The organism is Staphylococcus argensis (assembly GCF_002902305.1).
GTDB lineage: Bacteria > Bacillota > Bacilli > Staphylococcales > Staphylococcaceae > Staphylococcus > Staphylococcus argensis.
Window position 1 is genome coordinate 702,561 of sequence record NZ_PPPX01000001.1, and the last position, 24,609, is coordinate 727,169.

Consider the following 24,609-nt stretch of genomic DNA (forward strand, 5'->3'; position numbering starts at 1 on the left):
CTGTGTTCAATCAGTTTACAATAGCGCTTACATTTTTTATAATTGACTATGAACTTAACCTAAGAAACAGGAGGATGGAGAATGAATATCCACGAGTATCAAGGTAAAGAAATTTTTCGTTCTATGGGCGTTGCTGTCCCAGAAGGACGCGTAGCATTTACTGCTGAAGAAGCAGTTGATAAAGCAAAAGAACTTAACTCAGACGTGTATGTAGTTAAAGCTCAAATCCACGCTGGGGGAAGAGGTAAAGCAGGCGGTGTTAAGATTGCTAAATCTTTAGACGAAGTTGAAACTTACGCTAAAGAATTATTAGGTAAGCAATTAGTAACACACCAAACTGGTCCTGAAGGTAAAGAAGTTAAACGTCTTTACATTGAAGAAGGTTGCGATATTCAGAAAGAATATTATGTTGGTTTCGTAATCGACCGTGCAACTGACCGTGTAACTTTAATGGCTTCTGAAGAAGGCGGAACTGAAATCGAAGAAGTAGCAGCAGAAACTCCAGAGAAGATCTTTAAAGAAACAATTGATCCAGTTGTAGGCTTAGCGCCTTACCAAGCAAGAAGAATTGCTTTCAACATCAATATTCCTAAAGAATCAATCGGTAAAGCTGCTAAATTCTTAATGGCACTTTACAATGTATTTATCGAAAAAGATTGCTCTATCGTTGAAATCAACCCACTTGTAACTACAGGTGACGGTGACGTATTAGCACTTGATGCTAAACTTAACTTCGACGATAACGCATTATTTAGACATAAAGACATCATGGAATTACGCGACTTAGAAGAAGAAGATCCTAAAGAAATCGAAGCATCTAAATACGATTTATCTTACATCGCTTTAGATGGCGACATTGGTTGTATGGTTAACGGTGCCGGCTTAGCGATGGCAACTATGGATACAATCAACCACTTCGGTGGACGTCCAGCTAACTTCTTAGACGTTGGTGGCGGTGCTACTAAAGAAAAAGTTACTGAAGCATTCAAAATCATCTTAGGTGACGAGAATGTTAAAGGTATCTTCGTTAACATCTTTGGTGGAATCATGAAATGTGACGTTATTGCTGAAGGTATCGTTGCAGCTGTTAAAGAAGTCGAATTAACATTACCATTAGTTGTTCGTTTAGAAGGTACTAACGTTGAACGTGGTAAAGAAATCTTAGATAATTCTGGCTTAGCTATCGAACCAGCAACAACTATGGCAGAAGGCGCACAAAAAATCGTTAATAATGTAAAAGAAGCGTAAGGAAAGGATGGGAGCGCTAAGATGAGCGTATTTATTGATAAGAACACAAAAGTAATGGTTCAAGGTATTACAGGGTCAACTGCCCTTTTCCATACTAAACAAATGCTTGACTATGGTACACAAATCGTCGCTGGTGTAACGCCAGGTAAAGGCGGTCAAGTTGTTGAAGGTGTACCTGTTTACAATACAGTAGAAGAAGCGAAAGAAGAAACTGGTGCTACAGTATCAGTTATCTACGTACCAGCACCTTTCGCAGCTGACTCTATTCTTGAAGCAATCGATGCTGAATTAGACTTAGCTATCTGTATCACAGAGCACATTCCAGTTATCGACATGGTTAAAGTTAAACGCTATGCACAAGGTAAGAAGACACGTATCGTAGGACCAAACTGTCCAGGTGTTATCACTGCTGACGAATGTAAGATCGGTATCATGCCTGGTTACATCCACAAAAAAGGTCACGTAGGTGTTGTATCTCGTTCTGGTACTTTAACTTACGAAGCTGTACATCAATTAACTGAAGAAGGTATCGGTCAAACAACTGCAGTAGGTATCGGTGGCGACCCAGTCAACGGTACAAACTTCATCGATGTGTTAAAAGCATTTAACGAAGACGATGAAACTAAAGCAGTCGTTATGATCGGTGAAATCGGTGGTACTGCTGAAGAAGAAGCTGCACAATGGATTAAAGAGAACATGAACAAACCAGTTGTAGGCTTCGTTGGTGGTCAAACTGCACCTCCAGGAAAACGTATGGGTCACGCAGGTGCGATTATTTCAGGCGGTAAAGGTACTGCATCTGAAAAAATCAAAACACTTAACTCTTGTGGTGTTAAAACTGCAGATACTCCTTCAGAAATCGGTACTACACTTATCGATGCTGCTAAAGAAGCAGGTATTTATGAAGAGTTATTAACTATCAACAAATAATTTGATAGTCTGATTAACAAGCTCGGCTTACTCTTTCGGGAGAAGTCGGGCTTTTTACTGTTTAAAAGTGGTTATGACTATTTTTAATTCACGACAATAGAAATATTATGTGAACTAAAGTCATCTCGTAGATTTATATTAATTTTTGCTTTAGATCAATATTTAAAAGGGAAGCGTCGTTTTCGTTGGCTGTTAAAAACTCTGCAATTTTTAAATAAATTTAACGTTTGGTGCCTGAACTATACAGAGTTGTACTTTACTTTTAACAATTAGGTTAAATTTCAGCTTAAATTTGAAACCAAATTGACACACTATTCTCTGGGAGAATGAGTTATAATGTTAAGAAAGAGGAGGTAACGACCATAGACAATACTTTTTTACAACTCCGCTTTGCGGGTTTCACTACATCCATGATTAAACAACTATTATCTGTATATCCTGATTTCCCCAAACTTTCCTTTCAAGAGCAACTCACTTTATTAAATGAAGAGCAAGTTCTTTCGAAACGTTCCCATAAAGAAGAGTATAAGGCGAGGTATATAAGGCTTACAGAAGATTATATGTTAACTAAATTAGCTGAATGGCAAGTTAATGTATTATCAATTAATGATGCTGAATATCCTCAATCACTAAAGGAAATTTATGACCCTCCCTACATCCTTTTTTACCGAGGTAATTTACATATGTTAAATCATCCGCGTAAATTAGCGATTATCGGTTCGCGATCAGCTACACACTATACTTCACAAACATTGCAGACATTCTTTCCTCACTTTGATAGAGCAGATCTGACGATTGTTTCAGGTTTAGCTAAAGGTGCCGACCACATAGCCCATCGTTTGTCGCTAAGTTATAATATGCCGTCGATTGCTGTGCTTGGATTTGGTCATCTTTATCACTATCCGTATGAAACTCAGAATACACGTGATTTGCTTGAACGTGAAGGACTGTCATTAAGTGAATATCCTCCAGACACACGTCCACAACGTTACTACTTTCCACAACGTAATCGTTTGATTAGCGGCTTAGCACAAGGTGTATTCGTTACGGAAGCTGAGCAGAATAGTGGGACGCATATCACTACTACTGCTGCACTCGATCAGAATCGTGAAGTCTATATATTGCCGGGTTCTATCTTTAATCCTATGACACGAGGGAATATGCTCAGTGCACAAGATGGGGCGAAGATCGTTCTAGAGCCGAGCGATATTATTTCTGATTTCGAGATATATTAGTTTGTCTCATATGTGAATACTAAGTATCGTTTAGTTAAAAACCACACTTATAATGGTAGAAAGTCGGAACAAATAATTTAAAAACATTGACAAAAACAAAATAAACCGTTTATCATTTACCTTTGAATTAGTTAATTCAAGGGGGTATCACTTTGGCAGAAAATCTAGTCATAGTTGAATCGCCCGCAAAAGCTAAAACAATAGAAAAATATTTAGGTAAAAAGTATAAAGTAATCGCATCAATGGGTCACGTACGTGACTTACCTCGTAGTCAAATGGGTGTCGATTATGAAAATAATTATGAACCGAAATATATTACGATTCGCGGTAAAGGCCCGGTAGTCAAAGACTTGAAACGTCATGCTAAAAAAGCGAAACACGTTTACTTAGCAAGTGACCCTGACCGTGAAGGAGAGGCTATTGCGTGGCATTTAGCTCATATATTAGAAATTGAAGATGATGGGAAGACGAGAGTCGTATTCAATGAAATTACGAAAGATGCAGTAAAGGACAGCTTCAAACATCCACGTGGTATCGAGATGAATCTCGTGGATGCACAACAAGCGCGTCGTATTCTTGACCGTTTAGTTGGTTATAATATCTCTCCAGTACTTTGGAAGAAAGTTAAGAAAGGTTTATCAGCTGGACGTGTTCAAACAGTAGCTTTACGTTTAGTAATTGATAGAGAGAATGAAATTAGAAACTTCAAACCAGAAGAGTACTGGAAGATTGAAGGCGAATTTCGTTACAAACGTTCTAAGTTTACTGCACGTTTCTTACATCTTAAAGATAAACCATATAAATTGGAGAACAAAGATAACGTCGAATATATCACGAAACAATTAGACAGTGATCAATTTGAAGTAACTAAAGTAACGAAGAAGGAAAAGAAACGTCATCCTGCGAAACCTTTTACTACATCTACGCTACAACAAGAAGCTGCGCGTAAACTTAACTTTAAAGCGCGTAAGACGATGATGGTAGCGCAACAACTATACGAAGGTATCGACTTGAAGAAACAAGGTACTGTTGGTTTGATCACTTACATGCGTACAGACTCTACACGTATTTCAAATCAAGCACAAGCTGAAGCGAAATATTATATTGAATCTGAATATGGTAAGGATTATACCGCTTATCGCCAATCTAAAGGTCAAGGGGATCAAGATGCGCACGAAGCAGTAAGACCGACGAGTGTTTATCGTACGCCATCAGAAATGAAACCTTATATTTCTAGAGATCAATACAGACTATATAAATTAGTGTGGGAACGTTTCGTAGCGAGTCAAATGGCTGCGGCTGTCCTAGATACAGTAGCTATGGACTTGACTCAGAACGATGTGAAGTTCCGTGCTAACGGTCAAACGGTTAAATTTAAAGGCTTTATGTCTGTGTACGTCGAAGCGAAAGACGATAAAGATGAGAATAAAAATAATAAATTACCTGTTATTAAAGAAGGTGAGATGGTGACAGCAACTAAGATTGACCCATCTCAACACTTCACACAACCACCTCCACGTTATACTGAAGCGCGTTTAGTTAAGACGTTGGAAGAGTTGAAGATTGGACGTCCATCAACCTACGCGCCAACAATCGATACCATTCAAAAACGTAATTATGTGAAGAATGAAAGTAAGCGCTTCGTACCAACGGAATTAGGTGAAATTGTTTACGAACAGGTAAAAGATTACTTCCCTGAAATTATCGATGTTGATTTCACAGCTAATATGGAAACATTACTCGATAAAATCGCGGAAGGTGAAATCGATTGGCACAAAGTCATTGATGATTTCTATTCCAGTTTCGAACAAGACGTTCAACGCGCTGAAGAAGAAATGGAAAAGATTGAAATCAAAGATGAACCAGCTGGGGAAGATTGTGAAGTCTGTGGCGCACCAATGGTTATCAAGATGGGCCGCTATGGTAAGTTTATGGCTTGCTCTAATTTCCCAGATTGTCGTAATACGAAAGCTATTGTTAAGAAGATCGGTGTAGATTGTCCGAAATGTAAAGATGGCGAAGTCATTGAACGTAAGTCTAAGAAGAATCGTATCTTCTACGGTTGTTCAAATTATCCAGACTGTGATTTCGTAACGTGGGATAAACCTGTTGGTCGTAATTGTCCTAAGTGTGACCACTATCTCGTCAATCATAAGAAAGGTCAATCTAGCCAAGTTATTTGTTCAAATTGTGATTACAAGGAAGAAGTTCAGAAATAACGAGCGTTCTACTTTATCGCAATAAATAATGACGAATTTGTTACAAGTCTATATTTTCTTACTTATTTCTTGTTATACTTTGTGGCGTGAGTCACTATCAGCGACTGATTACTATTATTAGTTGTAACGATACGCTCTTAATAGTCTTCAGTTGCTCTTTTTATCTTTATCAAGCTCATGTCTAAGTGGAAAATCAAACTTTAAAATGTAGCATTAAAGCAATAATTTTTAATACATACTGAATGACTAAGGGAGGTAATTAGATGACTGAAACGGTTAATGTCGTGGGAGCTGGCTTAGCTGGATCTGAAGCAGCTTACCAGTTAGCTGAACGTGGTGTTAAAGTTAATCTGATTGAGATGCGACCAGTGAAACAAACACCTGCGCATCATACAGACAAGTTTGCTGAACTCGTATGTTCCAACTCATTGCGTGGGAACGATCTCACTAATGCGGTGGGTGTGTTGAAAGAGGAAATGCGTCGTTTGAATTCGCTTATTATTCAAGCTGCAGACCACGCTCGTGTGCCAGCTGGAGGCGCACTTGCTGTTGATCGCCATGATTTTTCAGGTTATATTACGGACACTTTGAAGAATCATCCTAATATCACCGTGCTTAATGAAGAAGTGAATTCAATTCCAGAAGGTTATACGATTATCGCAACAGGGCCGCTAACTACAGATCATCTTGCTCAAGAAATCGTAGATATTACAGGTCGAGATCAACTTTATTTCTATGATGCAGCTGCGCCTATTCTTGAAAAGGACAGCATTGACATGGATAAAGTTTATCTTAAGTCTCGTTACGACAAAGGTGAAGCAGCGTATTTAAACTGCCCGATGACCGAAGAAGAGTTTAATCGTTTCTACGATGCGTTGCTCGAAGCGGAAGTTGCACCGGTTAATGAGTTCGAAAAGGAAAAGTATTTCGAGGGCTGCATGCCATTTGAAGTTATGGCTGGTAGAGGGCGCAAGACGTTACTCTTTGGACCGATGAAACCTGTAGGGTTAGAAGATCCTAAGACAGGCGAAACACCCTATGCAGTGGTTCAATTGAGACAAGATGATGCAGCAGGCACACTTTATAATATCGTTGGTTTTCAAACGCATCTTAAGTGGGGCGCTCAGAAAGAAATTGTGCGTTTGATTCCAGGGTTAGAGAATGTAGACATCGTTCGTTATGGTGTAATGCACCGTAATACTTTTATCAATTCACCTGATGTGCTTAATCAGAAATACGAATTAATTACACACCCTAATGTTTACTTTGCTGGTCAAATGACAGGTGTTGAAGGCTATGTCGAAAGTGCTGCAAGCGGACTCGTTTCAGGCATCAATCTTGCACATAAGATCAATGGCAAAGGTGAAGTCATCTTCCCACGCGAAACGATGATTGGTAGCATGGCTTACTACATCTCACATGCGAAGAATGACAAGAACTTCCAACCTATGAATGCCAACTTCGGTGTCTTACCTTCCTTAGATAAAAAGATTAAAAATAAAAAAGAACGTAATATGACTTATGCTGAAAGAGCTTTAGATTACTTGGAGAACTTTAAAAAAACGTTAGTTTAAGCAAGTAAGCTATACTCTTTAGAAAATTTCGAAAATATGACCATTTTTGATGGTTATTGATCGCAGTTCCTTCTATCAATATGCTACAATTCATATTGATGGAGGGATTTTATTTGGAGAAAATCCAACGAGATTATTTGTATATGTTAAAGGTCGAACGACAATACTCTGAATATACACTGTTATCTTATAAAGAAGATTTAGAACAGTTTAACGTCTTTTTAGAACAAGAGTTGTTGCATCTCGATACTTTTCAATACAGAGACGCTCGCAATTACTTAAGTTATCTCTATGAACAAGGTTTAAAAAGAACAACAATATCACGCAAGATTTCCACTTTACGAAGCTTTTATGAATATTGGATGACGCAAGACGAGAGTGTAGTCAATCCTTTTATACAACTTGTCCATCCTAAGAAAGAACAGTATTTACCACAGTTCTTCTATAACGAAGAGATGGAAGCGATGTTCCAAACTGTGAGTCAAGATAAGAAGAAAGGTCTCAGAGATAGTGTCATATTAGAGTTGCTGTATGCGACGGGTATGAGGGTATCTGAACTTGTGCATATTAAGCGTACAGATTTAGATCTTAATCTACCAGGTGTGAAAGTATTAGGTAAAGGTAATAAAGAACGTTTCATCCCGTTTGGTGAGTTCTGTAAGCAACGTATTCAGCAATACCTTGAGGAGTTCCAGCCGCTACAACGTGCGAGTCACGAATTTCTCATCGTGAATATGCAAGGGGCTCCGATTACCGAACGTGGCGTACGGTATGTGCTTAATGATGTCGTGAAACGTACCTCTGGAGTAACGGATATTCATCCCCACAAATTAAGACATACTTTCGCTACACATATGCTCAATGAGGGCGCAGACTTGCGTACTGTACAAGCGTTGCTCGGTCATGTTAACTTATCGACGACTGGTAGATATACCCACGTATCAAATGATCAATTAAGAAAAGTTTATTTAAATGCACATCCACGTGCAAAGAAGGAGAAGAGATGATATGAGTACATCAATTCATGCGACGACGATATTTGCTATCCAACACAATGGTCACTCTGCGATGGCTGGTGATGGCCAAGTCACATTAGGCAATCAAGTCATTATGAAACAGACTGCTCGTAAAGTCCGCACTTTATACGATGGTAAAGTCTTAGCAGGCTTTGCTGGGAGTGTGGCTGACGCATTTACTCTATTTGAAAAGTTTGAAACGAAACTTCAACAATTTAGTGGTAACTTGGAACGTGCCGCAGTTGAACTTGCACAAGAATGGCGGGGCGACAAACAGTTACGTCAACTCGAAGCGATGCTCATCGTGATGGATAAAGAAAATATTCTTGTCGTGAGCGGTACTGGCGAAGTGATCGCACCAGATGATGATCTCATTGCTATAGGTTCTGGTGGGAACTATGCTTTAAGTGCAGGTCGTGCATTGAAACGTCACGCTAAAGATATGTCAGCTAAAGATATGGCTTATGAAAGTTTACGCGTGGCTTCAGATATTTGCGTATTTACGAATGATCAAATAGTTGTTGAAGAACTTTAGTTAAAAAGGAAGAATTTTTTTAAAAAGTATATACATTGATAATAAAAATAAGTTATAGTAATTATGCTAGGCAGTTTTGATAACAAAATTATCTATAATAGCTACTGTAACTCAATGATTGAATATGAAGATGGAGGAAGCTTAGATGGAAGCGAATAGCATTAAACTAACGCCTAAAGATATTGTTTCAAAGCTGAATGAATATATCGTAGGCCAAGATGATGCCAAGAGAAAAGTAGCCATAGCGCTTCGCAATCGTTATCGCCGTAGTCTGCTCAGCGAAGAAGAGAAACAGGAAATCGCACCTAAGAATATCTTAATGATTGGTCCGACTGGTGTAGGGAAGACTGAAATTGCACGTCGTATGGCCAAGATAGTGGGTGCGCCATTTATTAAAGTAGAAGCGACGAAATTTACTGAAGTGGGCTATGTAGGCCGAGATGTTGAAAGCATGGTTAGAGACTTAGTGGACGTTGCAGTACGTCTCGTGAAAGATCAGAAGAAAGCACTCGTGAAAGATGAAGCAACAGCCAAAGCGAATGATAAACTCGTTAAGTTACTCGTTCCTAGTATGAAGAAGAAAGCAAATCAATCTAATGGCAATAATCCGTTAGAGTCACTTTTTGGTGGGGCGATTCCTAACTTCGGTCAAAACAATGATGACGAAGATGAGGAAGCACCAAATGAAGAAGTGAAGACGAAGCGTTCTGAGATTAAGAAACAACTTTTAGCAGGACAACTTGAAGACGAAAAGGTCCGTATCAAAGTTGAACAAGATCCAGCGGCTATGGGCATGTTAGGTACTAACCAGAATCAGCAAATGCAAGACATGATGAATCAGCTCATGCCTAAGAAGAAAGTTGAACGTGAATTACCTGTGAAGACTGCGCGTAAGATTCTCGTGGATGACTATGCAGATCAACTCATTGACCAAGAAACAGCTAACCAAGAAGCGATTGAACTTGCTGAACAAATGGGTATTATCTTTATCGACGAAATTGATAAAGTTGCGACAGGTAATCAGAACTCTGGTCAAGACGTTTCACGCCAGGGTGTCCAACGTGATATTCTACCTATCCTTGAAGGTAGCGTCATTCAAACGAAGTATGGTAGTGTAAGTACTGAACATATGCTATTTATCGGTGCTGGTGCTTTCCACGTTTCTAAACCAAGCGATCTCATTCCTGAGTTACAAGGTCGTTTCCCAATCCGTGTCGAACTCGAAAGTCTATCTGTGGAAGATTTCGAACGTATCCTCAAAGAACCAAGACTTTCACTCATCAAACAATATGAGGCGTTGCTCGACACTGAAGAAGTAACGGTCAACTTCTCAGATGAAGCAATACATCGCTTAGCTGAAATTGCTCATCAAGTTAACCAAGATACAGATAATATCGGTGCACGTCGTTTACACACGATATTAGAAAAAATGTTAGAAGATCTATCATTCGAGGCACCAAGCATGCCTCATGCAGAAGTTGATATTACCCCGCAATACGTTGATGATAAGTTGAAATCTATTTCAACAAACAAAGATTTAAGTGCATTTATCTTATAATATAAAGGAAAAAGGAGAAGAAATATGAGCTTATTATCAAAAACTAGAGAGTTAAACACTTTATTACAAAAACATAAAGGTATCGCCGTAAACTTCAAAGATGTAGCCCAAACGATTAGTAACGTAACAATTACAAACGTATTTATTGTATCCCGTAAAGGTAAGATTTTAGGATCAAACCTTAATGAATTATTAAAAAATGATCGTATCATTCAAATGTTAGAAACACGTCATATTCCTTCTGAGTACACTGAAAAATTAATGGACGTGAAAGAAACGAGATCAAATATTGATATTGACGATGTATTATCAGTATTCCCACCTGAAAATAAAGATTTATTCGAAGATAGCAGAACAACGATCTTCCCAATCTTAGGCGGTGGTGAACGTTTAGGTACACTCGTACTTGGTCGTGTACACGATGATTTTTCTGAGAACGACCTCGTGCTAGGTGAATATGCTGCAACAGTTATCGGTATGGAAATCCTTCGTGAGAAACATAACGAAGTTGAACAAGAAGCACGTGATAAAGCAGCAATCAACATGGCTATTAACTCACTATCTTACTCAGAAAGTGAAGCCATTGAACACATCTTTGAAGAACTTGGTGGCCAAGAAGGTTTACTCATCGCTTCTAAAGTTGCTGACCGCGTAGGTATCACACGTTCAGTTATCGTTAACGCTTTACGTAAACTTGAAAGTGCTGGCGTAATTGAGTCTCGTTCACTCGGTATGAAAGGTACATTTATCAAGGTTAAAAAAGCTAAATTCTTAGATGAACTTGAACGCTTAAAATAGTTAAATAATGAGCTTGTCTATAATCGTATAGTTGGTTAGAGCGTGAACGGTAGATCTCACGTTTAAATGAAAGTGCGTGATGATATTAGATATTAACGACTACCGTATTCTTACCATCCTATATAGTAGATGTTTGGAGTTGAAAGGCTATCAATTATTCAAAGCCGTATCATCCCCGTTGGAGTGGAACAATGCATCATTTGGAATGCTGTTCCGCTCTTTTTTACGAGTGATTTACGTACTTGATTTCAACCTATTGCTTTACCAGAACTTTTATGGTATATTAAATGACGGCTAAGAAGCCAATACACACACAAATTGCGGAAGTATAAAGGGTGCGTCGATTTAATCGACGTGTTTATATGAGCGATTTGTGGAGGTAAATAACCATTAGGAGGATTTATATCATGGCAGTAATTTCTATGAAACAATTACTTGAAGCAGGTGTTCACTTCGGTCACCAAACTCGCCGTTGGAACCCTAAGATGAAACGATACATTTTTACTGAACGTAATGGTATCTACATTATCGATTTACAAAAAACAGTTAAGAAAGTTGAAGAAGCATACAACTTCGTTAAAAAATTATCTGAAGATGGCGGTAAAGTCCTATTCGTAGGTACTAAGAAACAAGCGCAAGAATCAGTTAAGAACGAAGCAGAACGTGCTGGTCAATTCTACGTTAACCAAAGATGGTTAGGTGGAATCTTAACTAACTATAAAACAATTTCTAAACGTATCAAACGTATTTCTGAAATCGAAAAAATGGAAGAAGACGGCTTATTCGAAGTTCTTCCTAAAAAAGAAGTTGTTGAACTTAAAAAAGAATACAACCGCTTAATCAAATTCTTAGGCGGTATTCGCGATATGAAATCTATGCCTGATGCATTATTCGTTGTTGACCCTCGTAAAGAGCGCAACGCTATCGCGGAAGCCCGTAAACTAAATATCCCTATCGTTGCAATTGTGGATACTAACTGTGATCCTGACGAAATCGATTACGTTATCCCAGCGAACGATGACGCTATCCGTGCCGTTAAATTATTAACTGGTAAGATGGCAGATGCAGTACTTGAAGGTCAACAAGGTGTATCTAATGATGAAGTAGCAGCTGAGCAAAACATTGACTTAGAAGAATCTAAATCAAATGAAGATACTCAAAATGCTGACTCAACTGAAGAAAGCACTTCTGTTGAATCTAAGTAAGCATAATGTAAAATGGGTGATAAGATAATCAGGCTTATCACCTTTTTTTAAAATATAATATATTAAAGTAACAATATTGGAGGAATAATAAATGGCAATTTCAGCTAAACTTGTTAAAGAATTACGCGAAAAAACTGGCGCTGGTATGATGGACTGTAAAAAAGCGTTAACTGAAACTGACGGCGACATCGATAAAGCTGTTGACTACCTTCGTGAAAATGGTATCGCTAAAGCAGCTAAAAAAGCAGATCGTATCGCTGCAGAAGGTTTAGTACACGTTGAAACTAAAGGTAACGACGCTGTTATCCTTGAAATTAACTCAGAAACTGACTTCGTAGCACGTAACGAAGGTTTCCAAGAGTTAGTTAAAGAAATTGCTAACCAAGCGTTAGAAACTAAAGCTTCATCTGTAGAAGAATTAAACGAATCTAAATTACCTAGTGGCGACACTGTAGATGGACGTATGAAAGAAGCAATCGCTACTATCGGTGAAAAATTAAGCATTCGTCGTTTCGCTATCAGATCTAAATCTGACAACGATGCATTCGGTGCTTACCTACACATGGGTGGCCGTATTGGTGTGCTTTCAGTAGTTGAAGGTACAACTGACGAAGAAGCTGCTAAAGACGTAGCTATGCACATTGCAGCTATCAACCCTAAATACGTTTCTTCTGACCAAGTAAGTGAAGAAGAATTATCTCATGAAAAAGAAGTATTAAAACAACAAGCGTTAAACGAAGGTAAACCAGAAAAAATCGTTGAAAAAATGGTTGAAGGTCGTATGCGCAAATACTTACAAGAAATTTGTGCTGTAGACCAAGACTTCGTTAAAGATCCAGATCAAACAGTTGAATCTTACCTCAAATCTAAAGGTGGAAAACTTGTTGACTTCGTACGCTATGAAGTAGGCGAAGGTATGGAAAAACGTGAAGAAAACTTTGCTGATGAAGTTAAAGGACAAATGAAATAATATTTCATAGATTTGTACAAGGAAGAAGACACCTTTGTATTCCCGTATGAAAGACATCTTTTATATAGGAAGACTACCTGTGTCTTCTTTACTTGTATCATTGACGATATTTTTTGTTCTTATTTCTATAATAGAACGTCAGAAGTTAATAAAGGAAAATAGGTTGGAGTGAGTGAAGCGCTTAACTTTAATGCGTATTGCAGCGCAGAGATTTTACTCCGTGTAAATGAGCAAGCAGCAACATGATGCGACGTAGAGTGCGAGCGCTTGCCTCCAACCTAAAAAGTACATAAAATTGAGATGAGAGGATAATATAATGGCTCAAACATCTAAATATAAACGTGTTGTTCTTAAATTAAGTGGTGAAGCATTAGCTGGAGATGACGGATTCGGAATCAATCCAATCATCATCAAAAGCGTAGCTCAACAAGTAGCTGAAGTTGCGAAGATGGATTGCGAAATTGCCGTAATCGTTGGCGGCGGAAATATTTGGCGTGGTAAGACAGGAAGCGACTTAGGTATGGATCGCGGTACAGCTGACTACATGGGTATGTTAGCTACAGTAATGAATGCCTTAGCTTTACAAGATAGTCTTGAACAATTAGACTGCGATACGAGAGTCTTAACTTCTATTGAAATGAAACAAGTCGCTGAACCTTATATTCGTCGTAGAGCGATTAGACACTTAGAGAAGAAACGCGTCGTTATCTTCGCGGCAGGTATTGGTAACCCTTACTTCTCTACAGATACGACAGCTGCATTAAGAGCGGCTGAAGTAGAAGCTGACGTTATCCTTATGGGTAAAAATAACGTTGACGGTGTTTACTCAGCAGATCCTAAACAAGATCCAAATGCGAAAAAATATGATCATTTAACTCATATTCAAATGTTGCAAGAAGGTTTACAAGTTATGGACTCTACAGCATCGTCCTTCTGTATGGACAACAATATTCCATTAAATGTATTCTCTATAATGGAAGAAGGCAACATTAAACGTGCTGTATTAGGCGAAGAAATTGGAACATTAATTACTAAATAATTCGAGGTGTATATTCATGAGTGACATAATTAAAGATACGAAGGCGAGAATGAAGAAATCTATCGATAGCCTTTCAAGAGAATTAGCAAACATTAGTGCAGGTCGAGCAAACTCTAACTTGCTCAACGGTGTAACTGTAGATTATTACGGTGCGCCAACACCTATTCAACAACTTGCAAGTATCAACGTTCCTGAAGCAAGATTATTAGTCATCTCACCTTATGACAAAGGTTCTGTAGAAGATATCGAAAAGGCAATCAACGCTGCTAACTTAGGTGTTAACCCTACAAGTGACGGCGAAGTGATTCGTATCACAGTTCCTGCTTTAACAGAAGAACGCCGTAAAGAACTTTTCAAAGAAGTTAAGAAAATCGGTGAAAATGCAAAAGTTTCAGTACGTAACATTCGTCGTGATGTGAATGACACGTTGAAAAAACAAGAAAAAGATGGCGAATTAACTGAAGACGACTTAAAAACTCAAACAGATAATGTTCAAAAAGCTACAGATGACTCAATTAAAGAAATTGATCAACTCGTAGACGATAAAGAAGAAGACATTATGTCTGTATAATACACTTCTGTCCTTTAAGTCGCTCGCCCATTTGGAACGCTTTCGCTAACTAATGATGTAGAGTGATAATATGTGACAGAGTAACGAACTGTATCAAATCATACTTTGGTACAGTTTTTTTCTTTGTATATTCAATCACAACAGTTAGTATGATAAAATGAGAGTTAAATGTAGACACAAATCATTATGCTAAACAGAGATGAGAGTGCTCGGAGGAAATACGATGTTTAAAAAGTCTAGAAATAAAAAACAATCGCAATCTAATTTAGATCAACAAGAATTAGATTTACATAACATACCGAAGCATGTCGCTATTATTATGGACGGTAATGGGCGTTGGGCGAAACAACGTAAGCTCCCTCGTATTAAAGGACATTACCAAGGCATGCAAACTGTGAAGAAGATTACAAAGGAAGCTAGCAATTTAGGAATTGAATACTTAACACTTTATGCTTTCTCAACAGAGAATTGGACGCGTCCAGAGAATGAAGTGAAATATATTATGAGTCTGCCCGTCAACTTTCTCAAGACATTTTTACCAGAGTTGATTGAGAAAAATGTTAAAGTTGAAACAATAGGCTTTATTGACGATTTACCACAATCGACAGTTAAAGCTATCAATAAAGCGAAAGAGGAGACGAAGCATAATACTGGGCTGAAACTCATCTTTGCAATGAATTATGGGGGCCGAGCCGAAATTGTTGATGGTGTGAAATCTCTGTATCGTCGTTTAGAAGCGAATGAATTATCAATAGATGACGTTGATGAAGATGTATTATCTTCTCACTTTATGACACAACCTTATCCAGATCCAGAGTTACTCATTCGAACATCAGGGGAACAACGTATTAGCAACTTCTTGATTTGGCAACTTTCTTATAGCGAATTTATCTTTAATGAAAAGCTATGGCCTGACTTCGATAGTGAAGAATTACTTAAATGTCTAAAAATTTATCAAAATCGCCAACGTCGGTTTGGTGGTTTGTGATAGTTAGGAGTCCAATATGAAAGTAAGAACATTAACTGCAATCATCGCGTTGATCATCTTCCTCCCGATATTGCTTAAGGGCGGAATGATCTTAATGCTTTTTTCATATTTACTTGCTTTTGTTGCACTAAAGGAAATCTTAAACATGAATATGATTCGCTTTCTCTCTATACCGGGCCTCATCAGTGCAGTAGGTTTAGTAGTGATTATGCTTCCACAGAATGCGGGTCATTGGGTAGATCAAGTTCAATTGAAAGCTTTAATCGCACTCAGCTTTGTATTGTTGAGCTACACAGTGCTATCTAAGAACCGCTTCAGCTTTATGGACGCAGCATTCTGTCTGATGTCTATCGCTTATGTAGGTATTGGCTTTATGTATCTTTACACAACACGAGCTGAAGGATTACGTTACATATTGTTTGCTTTCCTTGTAGTGTGGTTGACTGATACAGGCGCTTATCTCTTTGGTAGAATGATAGGTAAGCATAAATTGTGGCCAGTCATTAGTCCGAATAAGACGATCGAAGGCTTTATTGGCGGTTTAATCTGTAGCTTGATTGTACCGCTTGTCATGATTATCTTCGTTAACTTCAACATACCAATTTGGTTACTGTTAATTTATACAGTTATCTTGAGTATGTTTGGACAACTCGGCGACTTAGTCGAATCAGGTTTCAAACGACACTTTGGTGTGAAAGATTCAGGCCGTATCTTGCCAGGTCATGGTGGCATTCTTGATCGCTTTGACAGTTTCATGTTTGTCTTGCCACTATTAAATATTTTATTGATACAAGTTTAATTGAGAGCAGTTAACCAATCATGGTATGAGACCAGCTTAGTGGGGGTGAGACGTTGAAATAATTTAAAGATTTCCGTCTTACTCCCATTCGATTTTTATTTTTAAAAGGTCTCACGATTTGCGAGTAGACAGTTACTGTGAATACTTTTATAATTTAAAGAGTCTCGAGTAATTTCACAATGGTAGACTATGTGAGAGGATGACGTAAGCACACATTCTCGCATAGCATAAAATAAATTATGAGGTGTATGGATTTGAGTTATCTCGTAACAATCATTGCATTTATTATCGTCTTTGGTGTCCTCGTTACCGTACACGAATATGGCCACATGTTCTTCGCTAAGCGCGCAGGCATTATGTGTCCAGAATTTGCGATTGGTATGGGGCCGAAGATTCTAAGTTTCCGTAAAAATGAAACGCTATATACGATTCGTCTGTTACCTGTAGGCGGATATGTCAGAATGGCAGGGGATGGTTTAGAAGAACCACCTGTTCAACCAGGTATGCATGTGAAGATTAAATTAAATAAAAATGATGAAATTACGCATATCATTTTAGATGATCATCATAAATTCCAACAAATCGAAGCGATTGAAGTGAAGAAATGCGACTTTAAAGAAGGATTGTTTATTGAAGGTATTACAGCCTACGATGAAGAACGTCATCATTTCAATATTGCTGACAAAGCATTCTTCGTTGAAAATGGAAGTTTAGTTCAAATTGCACCTAAGCACCGTCAATTTACATACAAGAAACCTTATCAGAAATTCTTAGCGTTGATTGCCGGTCCATTATTCAACTTCTTACTTACACTCGTCCTATTTATCGGTTTAGCATACTATCAAGGTACACCTACAAATGGTATTGCAGATGTTGCAAAAGATAGTCCAGCTGAGAAAGCAGGATTACATTCTGGAGACAAGATTGTTAAAGTAGGAGATTATAAGGTTACCGACCAAAAGTCTTTACGATCAGCAACAGATAAGATTAAAGAAAATGCAACCCATGTTACTGTTAAACGTGATGGGAAAGAGAAAACATTCAAGATAACTCCGAAAAAAGAAACAGAACAATTAACAAAAACTAAAAAAGAAACACATTATCGTTTAGGTATACAAGCTGAAACTGAACATACAGCGTTTAAACCAATATTAGAAGGATTTGAACGCACAATTATTGCAGGAAAACTTATCTTCACAGCGATTGTTAGCTTAATTGCAAGTATATTCACAGGTCATTTCTCTTTCGATATGCTCAACGGACCAGTTGGCATTTACCATCAAGTAGATTCTGTGGTGAAAACGGGTATTTTCAATCTTATCAATTTCACTGCACTCTTAAGTGTGAACTTAGGTTTAATGAACTTATTACCTATTCCAGCTTTAGATGGTGGACGTATCCTATTCGTAATTTACGAAGCGATTTTCAGAAAACCATTAAATAAAAAAGCAGAAACAGTGATGTTAGCGATTGGGGCAGTATTCGTCTTAATTATAATGATCTTAGTCACTTGGAACGATATACAACGCTATTTCTTATAGTTAGAGGAGGAACTATTGTAATATGAAACAGTCAAAGGTCTTTATTCCAACAATGAAAGAGGTACCAGCAAGTGCTGAAGCTTTGAGCCATCGACTCTTGCTTAAAGCAGGTTTAATCAAACAGAGTACGAGTGGTATTTATAGTTATTTACCTCTTGCAACGAGAGTATTAAATAATATAGAAGCGATTATTCGTGAAGAAATGGAACGTGTAGATGCAGTTGAAATTCTTATGCCAGCATTACAACAATCAGAACTCTGGGAAGAATCTGGTCGTTGGTCTGCATACGGCCCAGAACTCATGCGCTTGAAAGATCGTAACGGTCGTGAATTCGCGCTTGGTCCGACTCACGAAGAAGTTGTCACTTCACTCGTTCGTGACGAATTGAAATCATACAAACAACTTCCTTTAACGTTATTCCAAATTCAGTCTAAATTCCGCGATGAAAAGCGCCCACGTTTTGGCTTGCTCCGCGGTAGAGAATTCATCATGAAAGATGCGTATTCTTTCCATATTGATGAAGCATCTTTAGATGAAACATATCAACAAATGTACGATGCGTATGATCGTATCTTCAAACGTGTGGGATTAAATGCGCGTCCTGTACTCGCAGATTCCGGCGCAATCGGTGGTAACCATACACACGAGTTCATGGCATTAAGTGAAATCGGTGAAGATACAATTGTTTATAGTAAAGAAAGTGATTATGCAGCGAATATTGAAAAAGCAGAAGTCGTCTATACGCCAAATAAAAAAGATGAAGCACCACTAGAATTAGAAAAAGTAGAAACACCAGATGTTCAAACAGCACAAGAGCTTGCAGATTTCCTCAATAAACCATTAGATGAAATCACGAAATCAATGGTCTTTAATGTTGATGGGGAGTTTATCTTATTATTAGTTCGCGGTCACCACGAAGTGAACGATGTGAAGTTAAAAGCTTATTTCGAAACAGATAATATTGAACTCGCTTCACAAGATGATATCTTCAATTTATTAGGTGCACATCCGGGGTCACTAGGACCTATTACAGATAAAGACATCAAAGTTTACGCGGATCAATCTATTCAAGACCTTACAAATATCGTAGTAGGTGCTAATGAAGATGGCTATCACTACTTAAATGCGAATATAGATCGTGACTTTAAAGTTGAAGCTTTCGATGACTTCCGCTTCATTCTTGAGGGCGAACCACTTGCAGATGGGTCTGGCGAAGCGCATTTTGCAGAAGGAATTGAAGTAGGACAAGTCTTCAAATTAGGACGCAAATATTCAGAAGCGATGAATGCTACTGTGCTCAACGATCAAGGTAAAGCGCAATCCTTACTCATGGGCTGCTACGGTATCGGTGTATCTCGTACGTTGAGTGCAATTATTGAACACCACAATGATGAACAAGGTATCATTTGGCCGAAATCTGTTACGCCATATGATTTACACTTAATTGCGATCAACCCTAAGAAAGAAGATCAACGCGAACTTTCAGAACAACTCTATGAACAACTTCAACAAACATACGATGTATTATATGACGATCGTAAAGAACGTGCTGGCGTTAAATTTAACGATGCAGATCTTATTGGTCTTCCAATTCGTATTGTCGTTGGTAAGCGTGCGAGCGAAAGTATCGTCGAAGTGAAACGTCGTGATAATGGCGAAAGCGAAGAAGTTCATAGTGACGATTTACTACAATACATTAACGACTTATATGAACAATTAAATTAATGAGGCATTAGAGTGGGTGACGAATAATACAATTGAGTTCACTCACTCTCTTCTATCTCGATAGCGCTTATATTGTGGTAAAAATGTAACCTTGAAAAATCTCGGCGGGACCCTCGAGATTTTTTCTTAAAAGGTTTAAAATAGGTGGAAGTAACTACTAAGAACGTAATAAGCAAATATCATTTTGCTGCCTCATCCTTAAAGATGGCCCTTTTTATTTTTACAGAAGGTGGTTTTGTCATGCCTGTGACTAATCAAGAAAAATTTAAAATTTTGGCGGACCAACTTAAAATCGCAAATCAACTTGACCAAGATATTATTGAACAAAGCGAACTCACACGTGTCGATGTATCAACTAAGGCTCGTACGTGGGAATTCCAAATCGCTTTACCACGTTTCCTCTCCAATGAGGACTATCTCTTATTTACGAATGCTCTGAAAGAAGAGTTTAAAACAATTGCAGACGTGAATTGGAAATTCACAATCCAAGACACTACAGGGCAGGATGAACATGTATTAAAATACTTCCCAACTTGTATTGACGAAACAGGGCTTTCTCCACAAGTAAAACGTCAATTAAAACAGAAAAAACTCATCATGTCCGGAGATACAATCAAAGTCGTTTGTAATAATGATATAGAACGAAATCACTTCGATAAATCTTGCAATGGTAGCCTCGTACGCGCATTCCAAAAATGCGGATTTAATATGTCACGTGTTGTCTTTGAAACAGATGAAACAGATAATGATAATAATTTAGCGTCGCTCGAAGCTTACATTCAAGAAGAAGACGAAAAAAGTGCTCGTGAAGCTACCGAAAAATTAGAAAAGATGAAAGCTGAAAAAGCAAAACAACAAGATAACAACGAAAGCACGGTTGAAAAATGTCAAATCGGTAAGCCAATTCCGGTTGAAAGCGTGCGACCAATTGAATCCATCGTGGAAGAAGAATTCAAAGTCGCAATTGAAGGTGTCATTTTCGACATTAACTTGAAAGAACTGAAGAGTGGACGACACATCGTCGAATTAAAAGTCACTGACTACACCGATTCACTCGTCCTTAAAATGTTCACTAGAAAGAACAAAGATGACCTCGCTCATTTTAAAGCGTTGAGCGAAGGAAAATGGGTGCGTGCACAAGGTCGTATTGAAGAAGATAGTTTCGTTCGCGATCTAGTTATGATGATGAACAATATCGAAGAAATTAAAAAAGCACCGAAACAAGATAAAGCTGAAGAAAAACGTGTTGAATTCCATCTTCATAGTTCAATGAGTCAAATGGACGGTATCCCGCATATCGGCGCTTACGTCGAACAGGCGGCGAAATGGGGTCACAAAGCCATTGCAGTCACTGATCATAATGTGGTTCAAGCTTTCCCAGATGCGCACAATGCAGCAGAGAAGAATGATATTAAGATGATTTACGGTATGGAAGGCATGCTTGTTGATGATGGCGTTCCTATCGCCTACAAACCTACAGATCGTGACTTGAAATCAGCAACATATGTGGTATTTGACGTGGAAACGACGGGTCTTTCCAACCAATACGACAAGATTATCGAACTTGCTGCGGTGAAGGTTCATGATGGCGAGATTATAGATAAATTCGAACGTTTTAGTAACCCTCATGAGAAACTGTCAGATACGATCAAGAATTTAACGCACATCACAGATGATATGCTCGTTGATGCACCAGAAATCGATGATGTCTTAACTGAATTTAAGGAATGGGTAGGCGACGCGATATTTGTTGCGCATAACGCTTCGTTCGATATGGGCTTCATCGATACAGGTTATGAGCGTGCAGGTTTAGGCGAATCTACAAACGGTGTCATTGATACACTCGAGCTTTCACGTACAGTGAATACAGAATATGGTAAGCACGGTTTGAATTTCCTAGCTAAGAAATATGGCGTTGAACTTACACAACACCATAGAGCGATTTACGATACCGAAGCTACAGCTTACATTTTTATTAAAATGCTGAAACAGCTCGACGAATTAGATGTTAAGAACCATCAAGACATCAACCAATCACTCTCTAACGAAGAGGCCTATAAACGTGCGCGTCCGAGTCACGTGACACTCATCGTTCAGAATCAGGAAGGTTTGAAGAACCTGTTTAAGATTGTGAGTCAATCTTTAGTTAAATATTATTACCGTACACCTCGTATTCCACGTTCTGTTCTCGACGAATATCGTGAAGGTATTCTTGTCGGAAGCGCGTGTGATGAAGGGGAAGTCTTCACGGCAGTCATGCAGAAAGATCAATCTCAAGTAGAACGCATTGCAAAGTATTATGATTTCGTTGAAGTGCAACCACCTGCGTTGTATCAAGACTTGATTGATCGTGAACTTGTACGTGATACAGAAACATTACACGAGATTTATGATCGCTTGATTCAAGCAGCGGATGCGAACCAAATTCCAGTGCTTGCTACTGGTAACGCACACTATTTATTTGAACACGATGCAGTTGCGCGTAAAATACTGATCGCATCACAACCTGGTAATCCTTTAAACCGTACTACATTACCAGAAGCACACTTTAGAACCACAGACGAAATGCTCGATGAGTTCCACTTCTTAGGTGAAGAGAAAGCCCACGAGATTGTCGTAACGAACACAAATGCGTTGGCTGATCGTATTGAACGTGTCGTACCTATTAAAGATAAGCTCTATACACCGAATATGGATGGCGCTAACGAAGAAATTCGAGAATTGAGCTATTCCAACGCGCGTAAATTATATGGTAAAGATTTACCACAAATCGTAATAGATCGTTTAGAGAAAGAACTTGAAAGTATCATCGGTAACGGTTTCTCCGTTATTTATCTCATTTCTCAACGTCTCGTGAAGAAATCGTTAGACGACGGTTATCTCGTAGGTTCTCGTGGTTCCGTAGGTTCAAGTTTCGTGGCGACGATGACCGAAATCACTGAGGTCAATCCTTTACCGCCACACTATATTTGTCCAGAATGCCGTGAAAGTGAATTCTTTAATGACGGTTCTGTCGGTTCCGGTTTCGATTTACCAGATAAAAAATGTGATAAATGCGGTTGCGAGCTCATTAAAGAAGGCCAAGATATTCCTTTCGAAACATTCTTAGGTTTCAAAGGGGACAAAGTTCCCGATATCGACTTGAACTTTAGTGGGGAATATCAACCAGAAGCGCACAATTATACCAAAGTCTTATTCGGTGAAGATAAAGTCTTCCGTGCGGGTACAATTGGTACCGTGGCTGAGAAGACAGCATTCGGTTTCGTTAAAGGTTATTTAAATGACCAAGGTATTCATAAACGTGGCGCTGAAATCGATCGACTCGTGAAAGGTTGTACAGGCGTTAAGAGAACGACAGGTCAACACCCTGGTGGTATTATCGTTGTTCCTGACGATATGGACATTTATGATTTTACACCGGTTCAGTTCCCTGCAGATGATCAAAGTGCTGCTTGGATGACGACGCACTTTGACTTCCACTCTATACACGATAACGTCTTGAAACTCGATATCTTAGGACACGATGATCCTACGATGATTCGTATGCTTCAAGACTTGTCCGGTATTGATCCGAAGAAAGTGCCAGTCGATGACAAAGAGACGATGGGTATCTTCAGTTCGCCAGAGCCTCTTGGCGTGACAGAAGAAGATATTCTCTGTAAGACAGGAACCTTTGGTGTGCCTGAATTCGGTACAGGTTTCGTTCGTCAAATGTTAGAGGATACGAATCCAGACTCATTCTCAGAGCTAGTACGTATTTCAGGTCTTTCCCACGGTACCGATGTGTGGCTAGGTAACGCGCAAGATTTAATCCGTTCAGGTACATGTGATTTATCTAGCGTTATTTGTTGTCGTGACGATATCATGGTTTACCTGATGTATAACGGTATGGAACCACCACTCGCCTTTAAGACGATGGAGTTCGTTCGTAAAGGTCGAGGTTTAACAGACGATATGGTAGACGCCATGGTTGAGAACGATATCCCAGATTGGTACATGGACTCTTGTCGTAAGATTAAATACATGTTCCCTAAAGCCCATGCAGCAGCGTACGTTCTGATGGCTGTGCGTATCGCTTATTTTAAAGTTCATTATCCTTTATACTATTACGCGAGCTATTTCACTGTACGTGCCTCAGACTTTGATCTCTTCACGATGGTTAAAGACAAAGATGGTATTCGTACAACAGTGAAAGATATGTATTCTCGTTATATGGATTTAGGTAAAAAGGAAAAAGATACGCTAACCGTTCTTGAACTCGTCAATGAAATGGCGCAACGTGGTTATCGCATTCAACCGATTAGTTTAGAGAAGAGCCAAGCTTTCGAATTTATCATTGAAGGTGATACACTTATTCCGCCATTTATCTCTGTGCCGGGCTTAGGTGAGAACGTTGCGCGTCGTATCGTTGAAGCACGTGACGAAGGACCATTTTTATCGAAAGAAGAGTTGAATAAAAAAGCCGGTGTTTCACAAAAAGTGATCGATTACTTAGATGAACTCGGTTCTTTATCTGGACTTCCAGACAAAGCGCAACTTTCTATTTTCGATATGTAAAAGTTTCAGTCAGAACCCTATGAATACTTCTAAATTTGTAAGGCTCATAGGGTTGTGATATAATAAAGATGCTTAAAAGATTAGACTCAGGAACAAAGAG

Annotated in this window: 18 protein-coding genes; all 18 read left to right on the forward strand. The window is 38.7% G+C overall.

Annotated features, from left to right (window positions below):
• Window positions 1-81 precede the first annotated feature (81 nt).
• The 18 genes from sucC (at window position 82) to CD039_RS03565 (ending at window position 24,509) form a co-directional block, all read left to right on the forward strand.
• Window positions 82-1,248: an ADP-forming succinate--CoA ligase subunit beta gene (sucC, locus tag CD039_RS03480; RefSeq protein WP_002472450.1), complete on the forward strand. Its 1,167-nt coding sequence runs from the start codon at window positions 82-84 to the stop codon at window positions 1,246-1,248.
• 21 nt (window positions 1,249-1,269) lie between these two features.
• Complete coding sequence (gene sucD / locus CD039_RS03485; protein ID WP_002472433.1) at window positions 1,270-2,178, forward strand: succinate--CoA ligase subunit alpha; 909 nt, start codon at window positions 1,270-1,272, stop codon at window positions 2,176-2,178.
• A gap of 560 nt (window positions 2,179-2,738) precedes the next feature.
• Window positions 2,739-3,413: a DNA-processing protein DprA gene (dprA, locus tag CD039_RS03490; protein WP_240595043.1), complete on the forward strand. Its 675-nt coding sequence runs from the start codon at window positions 2,739-2,741 to the stop codon at window positions 3,411-3,413.
• 146 nt (window positions 3,414-3,559) lie between these two features.
• The gene (topA, locus tag CD039_RS03495; protein WP_206169769.1) at window positions 3,560-5,632 is read left to right on the forward strand and encodes a type I DNA topoisomerase; all 2,073 of its coding nucleotides are present in this window, start codon (window positions 3,560-3,562) and stop codon (window positions 5,630-5,632) included.
• 263 nt (window positions 5,633-5,895) lie between these two features.
• Window positions 5,896-7,206 carry an FADH(2)-oxidizing methylenetetrahydrofolate--tRNA-(uracil(54)-C(5))-methyltransferase TrmFO gene (trmFO, locus tag CD039_RS03500; protein WP_103371139.1) on the forward strand — a complete coding sequence of 437 codons (1,311 nt, stop codon included), beginning with the start codon at window positions 5,896-5,898 and terminating at the stop codon, window positions 7,204-7,206.
• A gap of 113 nt (window positions 7,207-7,319) precedes the next feature.
• Window positions 7,320-8,213, forward strand: coding sequence for a tyrosine recombinase XerC (xerC, locus tag CD039_RS03505; protein ID WP_103371140.1), 894 nt, complete (start codon window positions 7,320-7,322; stop codon window positions 8,211-8,213).
• A 1-nt stretch (window position 8,214) separates the two neighbouring features.
• Window positions 8,215-8,757 carry an ATP-dependent protease subunit HslV gene (gene hslV, locus CD039_RS03510; RefSeq protein ID WP_103371141.1) on the forward strand — a complete coding sequence of 181 codons (543 nt, stop codon included), beginning with the start codon at window positions 8,215-8,217 and terminating at the stop codon, window positions 8,755-8,757.
• A 145-nt stretch (window positions 8,758-8,902) separates the two neighbouring features.
• Window positions 8,903-10,315, forward strand: coding sequence for an ATP-dependent protease ATPase subunit HslU (hslU, locus tag CD039_RS03515; protein ID WP_103371142.1), 1,413 nt, complete (start codon window positions 8,903-8,905; stop codon window positions 10,313-10,315).
• A 24-nt stretch (window positions 10,316-10,339) separates the two neighbouring features.
• Window positions 10,340-11,113, forward strand: coding sequence for a GTP-sensing pleiotropic transcriptional regulator CodY (gene codY, locus CD039_RS03520; protein WP_103371143.1), 774 nt, complete (start codon window positions 10,340-10,342; stop codon window positions 11,111-11,113).
• Between the two features lie 407 nt (window positions 11,114-11,520).
• Window positions 11,521-12,318 (forward strand): 30S ribosomal protein S2, encoded by a 798-nt coding sequence (gene rpsB, locus CD039_RS03525; protein WP_002472447.1) that lies wholly within the window; start codon window positions 11,521-11,523, stop codon window positions 12,316-12,318.
• A 91-nt stretch (window positions 12,319-12,409) separates the two neighbouring features.
• Window positions 12,410-13,288, forward strand: coding sequence for a translation elongation factor Ts (gene tsf / locus CD039_RS03530; RefSeq protein ID WP_002472415.1), 879 nt, complete (start codon window positions 12,410-12,412; stop codon window positions 13,286-13,288).
• Between the two features lie 316 nt (window positions 13,289-13,604).
• The gene (pyrH, locus tag CD039_RS03535) at window positions 13,605-14,327 is read left to right on the forward strand and encodes a UMP kinase (RefSeq protein WP_002472442.1); all 723 of its coding nucleotides are present in this window, start codon (window positions 13,605-13,607) and stop codon (window positions 14,325-14,327) included.
• A 16-nt stretch (window positions 14,328-14,343) separates the two neighbouring features.
• Window positions 14,344-14,898: a ribosome recycling factor gene (frr, locus tag CD039_RS03540; RefSeq protein ID WP_002472430.1), complete on the forward strand. Its 555-nt coding sequence runs from the start codon at window positions 14,344-14,346 to the stop codon at window positions 14,896-14,898.
• A 223-nt stretch (window positions 14,899-15,121) separates the two neighbouring features.
• On the forward strand, window positions 15,122-15,886 hold the full coding sequence (locus tag CD039_RS03545) for an isoprenyl transferase (RefSeq protein WP_049410648.1): 765 nt from the start codon (window positions 15,122-15,124) through the stop codon (window positions 15,884-15,886).
• Window positions 15,887-15,902: 16 nt separating this feature from the next.
• Window positions 15,903-16,685 carry a phosphatidate cytidylyltransferase gene (locus tag CD039_RS03550; RefSeq protein WP_103371144.1) on the forward strand — a complete coding sequence of 261 codons (783 nt, stop codon included), beginning with the start codon at window positions 15,903-15,905 and terminating at the stop codon, window positions 16,683-16,685.
• Between the two features lie 254 nt (window positions 16,686-16,939).
• On the forward strand, window positions 16,940-18,226 hold the full coding sequence (rseP, locus tag CD039_RS03555) for an RIP metalloprotease RseP (RefSeq protein ID WP_103371592.1): 1,287 nt from the start codon (window positions 16,940-16,942) through the stop codon (window positions 18,224-18,226).
• A gap of 22 nt (window positions 18,227-18,248) precedes the next feature.
• Window positions 18,249-19,952, forward strand: a complete 1,704-nt coding sequence (locus tag CD039_RS03560; RefSeq protein ID WP_103371145.1) for a proline--tRNA ligase — start codon at window positions 18,249-18,251, stop codon at window positions 19,950-19,952.
• Between the two features lie 240 nt (window positions 19,953-20,192).
• Entirely contained in the window at window positions 20,193-24,509 is a 4,317-nt protein-coding gene (locus CD039_RS03565) for a PolC-type DNA polymerase III (RefSeq protein WP_103371146.1), read from the forward strand.
• Window positions 24,510-24,609 lie beyond the last annotated feature (100 nt).

Bases quoted from the DNA above. Each gene is read 5' to 3' on its own strand.
- sucC (WP_002472450.1), top strand. From the start codon at position 82: ATGAATATCCACGAGTATCAAGGTAAAGAAATTTTTCGTTCTATGGGC.
- sucD (WP_002472433.1), top strand. From the start codon at position 1,270: ATGAGCGTATTTATTGATAAGAACACAAAAGTAATGGTTCAAGGTATT.
- dprA (WP_240595043.1), top strand. From the start codon at position 2,739: ATGTTAACTAAATTAGCTGAATGGCAAGTTAATGTATTATCAATTAAT.
- trmFO (WP_103371139.1), top strand. From the start codon at position 5,896: ATGACTGAAACGGTTAATGTCGTGGGAGCTGGCTTAGCTGGATCTGAA.
- hslV (WP_103371141.1), top strand. From the start codon at position 8,215: ATGAGTACATCAATTCATGCGACGACGATATTTGCTATCCAACACAAT.
- hslU (WP_103371142.1), top strand. From the start codon at position 8,903: ATGGAAGCGAATAGCATTAAACTAACGCCTAAAGATATTGTTTCAAAG.
- codY (WP_103371143.1), top strand. From the start codon at position 10,340: ATGAGCTTATTATCAAAAACTAGAGAGTTAAACACTTTATTACAAAAA.
- rpsB (WP_002472447.1), top strand. From the start codon at position 11,521: ATGGCAGTAATTTCTATGAAACAATTACTTGAAGCAGGTGTTCACTTC.
- tsf (WP_002472415.1), top strand. From the start codon at position 12,410: ATGGCAATTTCAGCTAAACTTGTTAAAGAATTACGCGAAAAAACTGGC.
- pyrH (WP_002472442.1), top strand. From the start codon at position 13,605: ATGGCTCAAACATCTAAATATAAACGTGTTGTTCTTAAATTAAGTGGT.
- frr (WP_002472430.1), top strand. From the start codon at position 14,344: ATGAGTGACATAATTAAAGATACGAAGGCGAGAATGAAGAAATCTATC.
- CD039_RS03545 (WP_049410648.1), top strand. From the start codon at position 15,122: ATGTTTAAAAAGTCTAGAAATAAAAAACAATCGCAATCTAATTTAGAT.
- CD039_RS03550 (WP_103371144.1), top strand. From the start codon at position 15,903: ATGAAAGTAAGAACATTAACTGCAATCATCGCGTTGATCATCTTCCTC.
- CD039_RS03560 (WP_103371145.1), top strand. From the start codon at position 18,249: ATGAAACAGTCAAAGGTCTTTATTCCAACAATGAAAGAGGTACCAGCA.
- CD039_RS03565 (WP_103371146.1), top strand. From the start codon at position 20,193: ATGCCTGTGACTAATCAAGAAAAATTTAAAATTTTGGCGGACCAACTT.